9 protein-coding genes are annotated in these 12,216 nt (G+C 69.5%); 2 read left to right on the plus strand and 7 right to left on the minus strand.

Annotated elements, in window-relative coordinates; all coding sequences use genetic code 11:
• Positions 1-20: 20 nt before the first annotated feature.
• From hslO to E6O51_RS04675, 6 genes are all read right to left on the minus strand, one after another.
• Positions 21-872, minus strand: coding sequence for an Hsp33 family molecular chaperone HslO (gene hslO, locus E6O51_RS04650; RefSeq protein ID WP_136383810.1), 852 nt, complete (start codon positions 870-872; stop codon positions 21-23).
• Positions 872-1,237 carry an ArsC family reductase gene (locus E6O51_RS04655; protein WP_136383811.1) on the minus strand — a complete coding sequence of 122 codons (366 nt, stop codon included), beginning with the start codon at positions 1,235-1,237 and terminating at the stop codon, positions 872-874. The genes hslO and E6O51_RS04655 overlap by 1 nt, the downstream gene beginning before the upstream one ends.
• A gap of 8 nt (positions 1,238-1,245) precedes the next feature.
• Positions 1,246-3,564, minus strand: a complete 2,319-nt coding sequence (locus E6O51_RS04660; RefSeq protein ID WP_136383812.1) for a Tex family protein — start codon at positions 3,562-3,564, stop codon at positions 1,246-1,248.
• Between the two features lie 154 nt (positions 3,565-3,718).
• Positions 3,719-4,564, minus strand: a complete 846-nt coding sequence (locus E6O51_RS04665) for a D-hexose-6-phosphate mutarotase (protein ID WP_136383813.1) — start codon at positions 4,562-4,564, stop codon at positions 3,719-3,721.
• 44 nt (positions 4,565-4,608) lie between these two features.
• Positions 4,609-7,296 (minus strand): bifunctional acetate--CoA ligase family protein/GNAT family N-acetyltransferase, encoded by a 2,688-nt coding sequence (locus E6O51_RS04670; RefSeq protein WP_136383814.1) that lies wholly within the window; start codon positions 7,294-7,296, stop codon positions 4,609-4,611.
• Positions 7,297-7,485: 189 nt separating this feature from the next.
• Positions 7,486-8,838, minus strand: coding sequence for a sensor histidine kinase (locus E6O51_RS04675; RefSeq protein ID WP_230976697.1), 1,353 nt, complete (start codon positions 8,836-8,838; stop codon positions 7,486-7,488).
• 183 nt (positions 8,839-9,021) lie between these two features.
• Between E6O51_RS04675 and E6O51_RS04680 the strand changes: the two genes are divergently transcribed.
• Positions 9,022-10,482, plus strand: coding sequence for an NAD-dependent succinate-semialdehyde dehydrogenase (locus tag E6O51_RS04680; protein WP_136383815.1), 1,461 nt, complete (start codon positions 9,022-9,024; stop codon positions 10,480-10,482).
• On the plus strand, positions 10,482-11,027 hold the full coding sequence (locus tag E6O51_RS04685) for a class I SAM-dependent methyltransferase (protein ID WP_136383816.1): 546 nt from the start codon (positions 10,482-10,484) through the stop codon (positions 11,025-11,027). Before E6O51_RS04680 ends, E6O51_RS04685 begins: the two co-directional genes overlap by 1 nt.
• 113 nt (positions 11,028-11,140) lie before the next feature.
• Here E6O51_RS04685 and mnmH read toward each other — a convergent pair whose 3' ends face one another.
• Positions 11,141-12,184 carry a tRNA 2-selenouridine(34) synthase MnmH gene (gene mnmH, locus E6O51_RS04690; RefSeq protein ID WP_136383817.1) on the minus strand — a complete coding sequence of 348 codons (1,044 nt, stop codon included), beginning with the start codon at positions 12,182-12,184 and terminating at the stop codon, positions 11,141-11,143.
• Positions 12,185-12,216 lie beyond the last annotated feature (32 nt).

The raw sequence follows: 12,216 nt of genomic DNA on the forward strand, positions 1-12,216 counted from the left end.
CGGCGTCTCTCCCGAGAGGGTCAGTGCAGGGTGGGGGGCTGGAACAGGGCGTCCACGTCGGCGGCGTCGAAGCGGTAGCTGTGGTTGGTGAGGTCGTCCTTGACCACTACTTCGCCGTGCTCGGCAAGGATGGCGCGCACTTCCTCCTCGCCCAGGCCGAGCAGCATGCCGGCGACCTTGTCCCGGTCCGGCGGCCAGTGGTGGATGACCGGGCGGGGGTCGAACAGGCGCACGTCCTCTTCGGCGAAAAGCAGCCCCAGCAACTGTTCCGGCGCGAGGCCGAGGAGTTCGTCCGGGCGCACGGTCCGGGCCAGGTGGTGGACGCGGTCCCAGCCGTCCAGGTCCTTTCCGTCGGCGCCGGGCATCTTCTGCAGGAAGAGGGCCACCGCGGCGTTGCCGTCGTTCGCCAGCCACAGGCCGGCGGGCTGCTGCTCGGACTGGGCCAGGTAGTGTTCGAAGGTCGCGGCGATGCTGTCGCCTTCCAGCGGCACCACGCTCTGGTAGGGCTGGTCCAGGCCTTCCACGTCCAGCGTGAGCTGCAGGCGGCCGTCGCCCACCAGTTCGTCCAGGTGCCGGCCGGCGGCGGGGGCGTCGATGCGCGCGTAGCCGCGCAGGTTGAGCTGGGCGTTGCAGTCCACCACCAGCAGGCCCACCGGGCCGTGGCCCTGGATCTGGAAGGTGAGGCGGCCGGGCTGCTTGAGGTTGGCGGTGATCAGCGCGGCGATGGCGCTCATCTGGCCGAGCAGGGCGGCCACCGCGAGCGGGTAGTCGCGCCCGGCCTGCAGGGCCTGCCACACGTCCTCCAGGCGCACCAGCGCGCCGCGGATGTCGAGCTTGTCGAGCAGGAAGGGCTGCACGTAGCTGGCGGGCATCAGGCGTTGTCCTCGGACTTGATGAAACTGGAGAAGGTGGCGGGATCGAAGCCCACCAGCAGGTGGCCGGATGCGGTCTCCACCACCGGCCGCCTGATCAGGCTGGGGTGTTCGGCCATCAGTTGCACGGCGGCGCTCTGGGTGTCGACGGCCTGCTGCTCGGGCGTGAGCTTGCGCCAGGTGGTACCGCGGGTGTTCACCAGCGTGCGCCAGCCCAGCGCCTTGCTCCACGCGTGCAGCCTGGCGGTGGCGATGCCGGACTTCTTGTAGTCGTGGAAATCATAGGCGATGCCGCGCTCGTCCAGCCAGGCGAAGGCCTTCTTCATCGTGTCGCAGTTCTTGATGCCGTAGATCGTGGTCTTCATGCTCGGGCTCATTTTTGCCGGGCGCGGGCGAAGGCGGCGGCCAGGGCGTTGTTGGCGGCCGGTTCGCGCTCGCGTCCCGGGTTGCGGGTGCCCTGGGGGCGGTCGTGGCGGCGTTCGGCCGGCTGTGGAGGACGCTCGCCGCGCGGCTTCGTCGCGGCTTCGTCGCCCATGCGCATGGTCAGCGCGATGCGCTGGCGCTGCAGGTCCACCTCCAGCACCTTCACCTTCACCACCTGGCCGGCCTTGACCACGCTGTGGGGGTCCTTGACGAAGCGGTCGGCCAGCGCGGAGACGTGCACCAGGCCGTCCTGATGCACGCCGATGTCCACGAAGGCGCCGAAGTTGGTGACGTTGGTCACCACGCCTTCCAGGATCATGCCGGGGGCGAGGTCCTTCAGCGTCTCCACGCCTTCGCGGAAGGTGGCGGTGCGGAACTCGGGGCGGGGGTCGCGGCCGGGTTTTTCCAGTTCGGCGAGGATGTCCTGCACGGTGGGCAGGCCGAAGCGCTCGTCGGTGAATTCGGCGGGCCTCAGGCTCTTCAGGAAGCTGCCGTTGCCCATCAGTTCGCGCACGCCTTTCTGCACGCGGGCGAGGATGCGTTCGACCACCGGATAGGCTTCCGGGTGCACGGCCGAGGCGTCCAGCGGATTGTCGCCGGCGGGGATGCGCAGGAAGCCAGCCGCCTGTTCGAAGGTCTTGGGGCCGAGGCGGGGCACGGATTTCAGCGCCTCGCGGGAGTGGAAGGGGCCGTTGGCGTTGCGGTGTTCGACGATGTTGGCCGCGAGCGTGCCGTTGAGGCCGGAGATGCGCGCCAGCAGTGGGGCGGAGGCGGTGTTCACGTCCACGCCCACCGCGTTCACGCAGTCCTCCACCACCGCGTCCAGGCTCTTCGCCAGGCGGGACTGGTTCACGTCGTGCTGGTACTGGCCCACGCCAATGGACTTGGGGTCGATCTTGACCAGTTCGGCCAGCGGGTCCTGCAGGCGGCGGGCGATGGACACCGCGCCGCGCAGGGACACGTCCACGTCCGGGAACTCGCGCGCCGCCAGTTCCGAGGCGGAATACACCGAGGCGCCGGCCTCCGACACCATGACCTTGGTCAGGCGCAGTTCCGGGTGGCGGCGGATCAGTTCGGCGGCGAGCGCGTCCGTTTCCCGCGACGCGGTGCCGTTGCCGATGGCGACGAGATCCACGCCGTGGCGCTTCGCCAGCGCGGCCAGGGTGGCGAGCGTGCCTTCCACGTCGCGGCGCGGCTCGAAGGGATAGACGGTGGCGGTATCCACCAGTTTGCCGGTGGCGTCCACGACGGCCACCTTGACGCCGGTGCGGATGCCAGGGTCCAGGCCCATGGTGTTGCGGCTGCCGGCCGGGGCGGCCAGCAGCAGGTCCTTGAGGTTGCGCGCGAAGATGTGGATGGCCTCTTCCTCGGCGCGCTCGCGCAACTGGTTCATCAGCTCCAGTTCCAGGTGCAGGGAGATCTTCACGTTCCATGCCCAGCGCACGGTGTCGGCGAGCCAGCGGTCGGCCGCGCGGCCCTGGTCGCGAATGCCGAAACGGGCGGCGATGCGGCGTTCGCAGGGGTGGGGGCCGGCCTCCGGGTCGTGGGGCAGGGCGAGCGCGAGGCGCAGCACACCCTCGTTGCGCCCGCGCAGCAGGGCCAGCGCGCGGTGGGAGGGAATCTTCGCGATGGGCTCGCGGAAGTCGAACCAGTCGCGGAACTTCGCGCCTTCGTTCTCCTTGCCCTCGACCACGGTGGAGGCCACCTCGCCCTCGTCGGCCAGGAGGGTGCGCAGGGTGCCGAGCAGTTCCGCATCCTCGGCAAACTGCTCGATGAGGATCTGGCGGGCGCCGTCGAGCACGCTTTTCGCGTCCGGGAAACCGGCTTCCTCGTTCAAATATGCGGCGGCTTCGGTCTCCGGGTTCAGCGTGGGGTCGGCCAGCAGGGCCTCGGCCAGCGGGCCGATGCCGGCCTCCCGGGCGATCTGCGCTTTGGTGCGGCGCTTGGGCTTGTAGGGCAGGTAGAGGTCTTCCAGGCGCTGCTTGGTGTCGGCGTTCTCCACGTCCTCGCGCAGCACGGGGGTGAGCTTGCCCTGTTCCTCGATGGACGCGAGCACGGTGGCGCGGCGCTCTTCCAGTTCCCGCAGGTAGCCCAGGCGTTCTTCCAGCGTGCGCAACTGGGTGTCGTCCAGGCCGCCGGTGGCTTCCTTGCGGTAGCGGGCGACGAAGGGCACGGTGGCGCCTTCGTCCAGCAGGGCGACGGCGGCGAAGACCTGGCGGGGCTGAACGCCCAGTTCGGTGGCGATGCGGTGTTCGATGGGTGGCAGCATGCGGGGCGGCGGGGGAATCGAAAAACGGGGCGGGGATGGTGCCCCAGATGGGGCCAGGGGGCAAGTCGGGCTGTAGGAGCGGCCTTGGCCGCGATGGGGCGGTTCCAAGTGCTCATGACCGCCCCATCGCGGGCAAGCCCGCTCCCACAGGGAGTCAGAGGGTGACCAGGGTCTGGCGGCCGACCCAGGATTCGCCGGCGGCCAGCTCGATGCGCTGGTGCGCGGCGGCGGCTTCCACGCACAGCATGCGGCGGAAGTCGCCCGGCGCCATGTCGGCGATCTGCGCGCTGCCGTCTTCCCACGGGTTCCACACCACCACGTCCGGGAAGCCGTCGGCGTTGATGCCCAGCGCACGGCCGGACTCGCGCAGCAGCAGGGGTCGGGTCACGTCGTGGTAGACCCGGTCGATGCCGGCCTCGAAAATCAGCGCCTCGCCGGATTCGCGGCGGACGGCGTCGCCGTGCAGGGCGTCCCGGTATTCGAAGCCGTGCAGGCCCTCCAGGCGGGATTCCTCCAGTTCGGCCACGCGCAGATAGGTGTGCAGCGCGGCGCTGAAGGCGAAGGGGGCGTGGCCGCTGTTCTCCACTTCCAGCTCCAGGTCCAGGCGGCCGCCCTCGATGGCCAGCGTGAGTTCCAGCAGGAAGGGATGCGGCCACAAGGCACGGGTTTCGGGGTTGTCGGCCAGTTGCAGCGTGGCCAGCGCGTAGTCGCCGCCGCTGCGCTGTTCGGTGATCTCCCACAGGGCGGTGCGTGCGAAGCCGTGGCGCGGCAGCTTGCCCAGGGTGGAGAACTGGGGAAAGCACACCGGTACGCCGCCGCGGACGGGGCTCTTGCCGTCGAAGCGGGCGCGGTCGCTCAGGTAGAGCCGTTCGCGTCCGCGCGTCGGCGCCCAGGACAGCACCTGGCCGCCGTAAGGGGTGACGACGGCGCTGGCACCGTCGGCGGTGCTCAGGTGCAGGGCCGGCAGGCCCTGGAATTCTATGGTTTCGATGCCGGGCATGGTGTCCGTGTGGTCCGGGAGAAGGCGGCGATGATACTCCCGGCTCAGTCCTGCAGCGCCAGCACCCCGAGCTTGACGGTGTTGTCCTCGGGGTCGTTGGAGAGCACGAAACCCAGGCCCTGGACGAACTTCAGCATGCGCTCGTTGTTGGCGAGGAAGACACCGTTCATGTAGGCCAGGCCCTTGCCGCGCGCGGTTTCGATGAGCACGCCCATGAGGCGGCGGGCGAGGCCGCGGTGCTGCCATTCGTCGGACACCACCACGGCGAACTCGCAGGATTCGCCGTCCGGGTTCACCGCGTAGCGGCACACGCCGATTTCCATGTCGGCGCCGTCCTTTTCCACCGTGGCGACGAAGGCCATCTCCCGGTCGTAGTCGATCTGGGTGAGGCGGGCGACCATCGCGGGCGGCAGTTCGCGCATGGTGTTCATGAAGCGGTAATACTTGGTTTCGGGCGACAGCTTGCGCACGAACTCGATCTCCAGCTCCGCGTCTTCCGGCTTGATCGGGCGGATGGTGACCTCGGTGCCGTCGGGCACGGTCCACTTGTGGGTGAGGTGCGACGGATAGGGGTGGATCGCCATGTGGTCGTAGCGATCCGCGGTGGGCGAGACGTTGTCCACGATGATGCGGCAATCCACCGCCACCGCGCCCTTTTCGTCCACGATCAGCGGGTTGATCTCCATCTGGTGGATCCACGGCAGCTCGCAGACCATCTCGGAGACGCGCAGCATCACGAGTTCCAGCGCATCCATGTCCACCGCGGGCATGTTGCGGAACTCGTCGAGCAGCGGGGCGACGCGGCTGGAGCGGATCAGGTCGCGCACCAGGAAGTTGTTGAGCGGCGGCAGGGCCACGGCCAGGTCGCGGTTGGCCTCGACCCGGTTGCCGCCCTCGCCGAAGGTGATCACCGGCCCGAACACGGCGTCGCGCTTGACGCCCACGACCAGTTCGCGGCCGTTGCGCTTGAGGATCATGGGCTCGATGGCCACGCCGTTGATCGCCGCGTCCGGCTTGTTCTTGCGCACCTCGTCGAGGATTTCCTGGTAGGCGGTGCGCACCGCGGCCAGGCTGCCGAGGTTCAGGCGCACGCCGCCGGAATCGCTCTTGTGGATGATGCTGGGGGAGTCGATCTTCATCACCACCGGCAGGCCGATTTCCTCGGCCAGCACCATGGCCTCGGTGGCCGAGCGTGCCACCACGGTCTGCGCGATGGGGATGCGGAAGGCGGCCAGCAGGGCCTTCGATTCCATCTCGTTGAGCGCCTTGCGGCGCTCGGCGAGCGCGGTTTCGATGACCAGGCGGGCGCTTTCGATGGACGGCGGATTCAGGTGCGACAGGGAAGCCGGCGTCTGCATCAGCAGCTTCTGGTTGCGGTAGTAGGCGGAGATGTGGCTGAACAGTTCCACCGCCGGCTCCGGCGTGCGGAAGGTGGGGATGCCCGCCTCGATGAACATGTGGCGCGCTTCCAGCACCAGTTCCTCGCCCATCCAGCAGGTCAGCACCGGTTTGTCGGCGTTCTTCTCCAGGTCGATGATCGCCTGGGCCACCTCGGTGGGCTCGGTCATGGCCTGGGGGGTGAGCATGACCATCACGCCGTCCACGTTGGGGCCTTCCAGCACGGCCTGCACCGTCTTGCGGTAGCGCTCCACGTCGGCGTCGCCGAGGATGTCCACCGGGTTGCCGTGGGACCAGCCGGCGGGCAGGGCGGCGTTGAGCTTCTCCATCGTGCCTTCGGAGAACTCGGACAGCGGAATGCCCAGGTCGGCACAGCGGTCGGCGGCCATCACGCCCGGGCCGCCGCCGTTGGTGATCACGGCCAGGCGGTTGCCGCGCGGGCGGAAGTGGGAGAACAGCGCGTTGGCGGCGGCGAAGAGCTGCCCCATGTTGTACAGGCGGATCACGCCGGCGCGGCGCAGGGCGGCGTCGAAGACCCCATCCTCGCCCACCTGCGCGCCGGTGTGCTGCAGCACCGCCTTGGAGGCGTCCGGGTGGCGGCCCACCTTGATCAGCAGCACCGGCTTGACGCGCGCCGCGCCCCGCAGCGCGCTCATGAAGCGGCGCGCGTCGCGGATGCCTTCCACGTACAGGAAGATGCTCTCCGTGCGCGGGTCCGAGATCATGTATTCGAGCACTTCGCCGAAGTCGATGTCGGAGGACGAGCCGAGCGACACCACGGCCGAGAAGCCCACGTTGTTGGGCTTGGCCCAGTCCAGGATGGCGGCGCACAGGGCGCCGGACTGGGAGATCAGGCCGATGCTGCCCTTGTTGGCGCTGGCGTGGGCGAAGGTGGCGTTGAGCCCCAGTTCCGGACGCATGATGCCCAGGCAATTGGGGCCCAGCAGGCGGATGCGGTGGCGGCGCGCGGCCTCCACCACCTGGCGTTCCAGCTTGGCGCCGCGCGGGCCGGTCTCGGAGAAACCGGCGGAGAGCACGATGACCGCCTTGACGCCGGCGCGCCCGCAGGCATCGACGATGTCCGGGATTTTTTCCGCGCGCACCGCGATCACGGCGAGATCGAGGCGGTGGGGCACGTCTTCGACCGACTTGTAACAGGGTACGCCGAGCACCGATTCGTGGCGGGGGTTGATGGCGAACAGACGGCCCTTGAAGGCCGAATCGAGCATGTTGCGGATCAGCACGTTGCCGAGGGAGGATTCCCGCTCGCTGGCGCCGATGACGCCCACCGACCGGGGTTCCAGCAGGGGCGTGAGGTAGTGTTTTTCTTTCATGGTGCAGTACCCGTTACGGTCTGTTCGTCCTGTCGCGCCGGCCGCGTCGTTCGCGGGCCGGCCGGTGCGGCGTCCGCCCTGTTGGACGGGCCGCGTGCGCCGGCAAGGATAGTGCGGTGCACAATGATGGATTGTGACACAAGTCAAACACCTGTTCCGCGCCGGGCGCCGCGACCTGCCTTCTTTCCATCAACTGTCCAGCGTGAAGTAGAAGGTGGCGCCTTCGCCGGGGCGGGATTGCGCCCAGATCAGGCCGCCGTGGCGCGCGATGACGCGCTCGACCGTCGCCAGGCCGATGCCGGTGCCGGCGAACTCGCTGTCGCTGTGCAGGCGGTGGAAGGGGCGGAACAGGTTGGCGGCGAAGGCCATGTCGAAGCCGGCGCCGTTGTCGCTCACCGAGAACACCCGCCGCTCGCCGTCCCGTTCGGCGCGGAAGACGATGTGCGCCACCGGCTGGCGGGCGGAGAACTTCCACGCGTTGCGCAGCAGGTTCTCCAGCACGATGCGCATCAGGTTGCGGTCGGCGTTGACCTGCATGCGCTGGGTGATCTGCACTTCCACCTTGCGTTCGGGCTCCTCGGCGCGCAGCTCGTCGACCACCTGCAGGGCGATCCCGGAAAGATCCACGAGTTCGCGGTTGACCGGCTGGCGGGTCAGGCGGGCGAGGTCGATGAGGTCGTCGATGAGCTGCGACATGCGGTCTGTCGCCTTGCGGATGCGTTCCAGGTGGGCGCGCGAGGAGGGCTCCAGCCTGTCTTCCAGTTCTTCCTCGAGGATGCGCGCGAAGCCGTCGATGGCCCGCAGGGGCGCGCGCAGGTCGTGGGACACCGAATAGGAAAAGGCCTCCAGCTCGCGGTTGGAGGCCTCCAGCTCGGCGGTGCGCACGCGCACCCGCGTTTCCAGTTCCTGGTTGATGTTCTTCAGCGTCAGTTCGGCGACCTTGCGCGCGGAAATGTCGTCCAGCGTGCCCGCCAGTCCCGGCGGGTCGCCGTTGCCGTCGTGCACCGCGCGGCCGGCCGCCTCGATCCAGCGCACCTCGCCGTTGCGGGTGCGCAGGCGCAGTTCGCTGTGGGTCTCGGCGCATTCGCCGGCGGCGATCCGCCTGAGGTTCTCCCGTGCGGCGGGCACGTCGTCCGGGTGCAGGAAATCCACCAGGCTCTTGCCCAGGCTGACGGCCACCGGGTAGCCGCTGATGCGCTCCCAGGCACTGTTCAGAAAGGTGAGGCGGCCGCTGGCATCGGTGCGCAGGATGACTTCGTTGACCGATTCCACCACCTCCTGGTAGCGCGCCTGGCTTTCGCGCAGCGCGCGTTCGGTGGCCTGGCGCTCGGTGTCGTCGTCGGCGCGCTGCAGGCTGGCGATCTGCCAGTCGCGCAGGATGCGCAGGCTCAGGGGTACGGCGAGGATCAGCGCGGCGAGCACGACGGCGCCAGCGAACCAGGCGTAGGGGGCGGAGGGCGCGTCGGCCGCATGCAGCATGGCGGGATGCAGGGCGACCGCCGCGAGCGCCAGCGCCGGGAGGTGGGAAACATACCGCTTCACAAGGCATCCGTCGGTGGACGACGTCTCCTTTGCCGCATGGTGGGCATTTCTATATCACATATCGACACGGGCTTGGGGCCTTTCCGCGCACGGGGGTGTGACGCAGGCCGATGCGGGCTAGAATCTTCCGCTCGCCGGGCGGTTCGGTGCCCGGTTCGCCTCGTCCATTGCGGGAATAACGCCATGCAGAAGATCATCGAATCCCCCCTGTTCCGCCAGCAGGCCTACATCGACGGCGCCTGGGTGGACGCCGACGGCGGCGCCAGCTTCGCCGTCACCGACCCGGCCACGGGCGAAACCCTCGGCCGCGTGCCAGACCTGGGTGCGGCGGAAACCCGTCGCGCCATCGCCGCCGCCGAGGCGGCCTGGCCCGCCTGGCGCAAGCGCCTGGCGAAGGAACGCGCCGCGCTGCTGCGGCGCTGGTTCGAACTGATCCTCGCCCATGCCGACGAATTGGCGCTGCTGATGACCACCGAGCAGGGCAAGCCCCTGGCCGAGGCAAAGGGCGAGGTGATCTACGGCGCCTCTTTCGTGGAATGGTTCGCCGAGGAAGCCAAGCGCGCTGGCGGCGAGGTCATCCCCACCAGCGGCGCCGACCGCCGCCTGTTCGCCATCCGCCAGCCGGTGGGCGTGTGCGCCATGATCACGCCGTGGAACTTCCCGGCTGCGATGATCACCCGCAAGGCCGCGCCGGCGCTGGCCGCCGGGTGCACGGTGGTCATCAAGCCCGCCGAGCAGACCCCCTTCACCGCGCTTGCGCTGGCGGCGTTGGCGGAGCAGGCCGGAATTCCGCGCGGTGTCCTCAACGTGCTCACCGGCGACCCGGTGGCCATCGGCGGCGAACTGACCGCCAATCCCGTGGTGCGCAAGCTGTCCTTCACCGGCTCCACCGAGGTGGGCCGGCTGCTGATGGCCCAGTGCGCGCCGACGATCAAGAAGCTGTCCCTGGAACTGGGCGGCAATGCCCCCTTTATCGTGTTCGACGACGCGGACCTGGATGCCGCGGTGGAAGGCGCGCTCGCCTCCAAGTACCGCAACGCAGGCCAGACCTGCGTGTGCGCCAACCGCATGCTGGTGCAGGCCGGCGTGTATGAGCGCTTCACCAACAGACTTGCCGAGGCCATGGCGGGCTTCCGCGTCGGCCGCGGCGTGGACGAGGGCGTGAACGTCGGCCCGCTCATCGACGAGGCGGCCATCGCCAAGGTGGAGGAACTGGTGGCCGACGCGGTCGCCAAGGGCGCCCGGGCCGTGGCGGGTGGCGCGCGCCATGCGCTGGGCGGCAACTTCTACCAGCCCACCGTGCTGGCCGACGTGACTCCGGCCATGCGCGTGGCCCGCGAAGAAATCTTCGGCCCGGTGGCGCCCATCTTCCGCTTCGAGGATGAAGCCGAGGCCATCCGCCTCGCCAACGACACCGAATACGGCCTGGCCGCCTATTTCTACGCCCGCGACGTGGGCCGCATCTTCCGCGTCGCCGAGGAGCTGGAATACGGCATGGTGGGCGTCAATGCCGGCATCCTGGCCAACGAGGTGTCGCCCTTCGGCGGCATCAAGCAGTCCGGCCTGGGGCGCGAAGGCTCCACCCACGGCATCGACGAGTACCTGGAGATCAAGGCCCTGCACATCGCCGGCATCGACCGCTGATGCAGCCCTCGCCCTGGGTCGTCCGCTTCGCGCCCCTGATCCGCGCCGGCGGGCGGGTGCTGGACGTGGCCTGCGGCAGCGGACGGCATGCGCGCTGGCTGGCCGGACGGGGTTACGCGGTGGAGGCGGCGGACCGGGATGCCGAGGCGCTGGCGGCGCTGCGGGGCACGGCCGGCGTCACCACGCGCCACGCGGACCTGGAAGAGGGCGCCTGGCCCTACGCCGGCGCCCAGTTCGACGGCATCGTGGTCGCCAACTACCTGTACCGCCCGCGCTTCGCCGACCTGCTGGCCTGCCTCGCGCCGGGCGGCGTGCTGCTCTATGAGACCTTCATGGCGGGCAACGAGCGCTTCGGCAAGCCGTCCAGCCCGGATTTCCTGCTGCGGCCGAACGAACTGCTGGAGCGTGTAGCGGGCGACTGCACGGTCGTCGCCTTCGAGCAGGGCGAGGTGGCGTTGCCGCGGCCGGCAGTGGTGCAGCGGGTGTGTGCGCTGCGCGGCGACGGCCGGGCGGCCGTATTCCTCCCCCTTCAAGGGGGAGGCTAGGAGGGGGATGGGTTTCGGTTCAGCACGGCGATAAACCCATCCCCATCCCAACCCTCCCCTTGAAGGGGAGGGAGTGTTCGTGCTTCATTCCATCCGCCGGATTGCTAGGCACCCTATGCCGCCAGGATCGCGTCGGCCAGCCGCTCGATGCCGGCCTTGTCGAGGCGGTCCGTTTCCAGGCGTTGCGCGGCCTCCAGGCGGGCGTAGTGCTGGCCTTGGGAGCGCCGGTAGTGGGGATCGTAGTGCAGGTCGATCAACTCGCCGAACAGTTCCGCCAGCGCCCCGCGCCCGGCCCAGTCGTGCCAGCGTTCCAGCGTCTCGTTGCTCTGCAGTCCTTTCAGACGGGCGAGGCTGGCCTGCAGGCCGGCCGGATCGTCGCCCAGCCAGGCGTAGTCGCGCAGCAGGAAGTCCAGCCGTGCCGAGCGGCTGGCGGCGATGGCCACGCAGGGACTGGTGCGCACCTGGGCGATCAGCGCCTCGGGCAGGTGTACCACGCCGATCTTGCGGCTTTCCGCCTCGACGAACACCGGTCGCGCGGGGTCGAAGCCTTGCAGGGCGGCGAACAGCGCGGTCTCGAAGGATTTCTGCGTCGGCTGCGGCCGGCCGGGCAGCGCCCCCAGCACGGAGCCGCGGTGGGCGGCCAGATCTTCCAGGTCCAGCACCTGGGCGCCGCGCCGGGCGAGGGCTTCCAGCACCCGCGTCTTGGCGCTGCCGGTGGGGCCGGAGAGCACGCGGAAGCGCAGGCGGGCGGGCAGGGTTTCCAGCTCGGCGATGACCATGCGGCGCCAGGACTTGTAGCCGCCCGCGAGCTGGTGGGCGTCCCAGCCCACCATGCGCAGCCAGGTCACGAAGGCGCCGCTGCGCATGCCGCCGCGCCAGCAATACACCAGCGGGCGCCAGTTTTTCGGCTTGTCGGCGAGGTGGCCGGCGAGGTGGCGGGAGATGTTGTCGAGCACCATGGTACCGCCGATGCGCCGCGCCTCGAAGGCCGAGCGCTGCTTGTAGGTGGTGCCCACGATGATGCGCTGCTCGTTGTCCAGCACGGGCAGGTTGATCGCGCCGGGCAGGTGGTCCTCGGCGAATTCGGCCGGCGTGCGGGCGTCGATGATCTGGTCGAACTCGGTGTGCTGTGCTACGGTCGCGAGGCCTTTCTTCATTGCGTGCGGCACCCGCCGGGCGCCTTTTCCTT

This window comes from Pseudothauera rhizosphaerae, assembly GCF_004801305.1.
GTDB classification, from domain to species: Bacteria; Pseudomonadota; Gammaproteobacteria; order Burkholderiales; family Rhodocyclaceae; genus Pseudothauera; species Pseudothauera rhizosphaerae.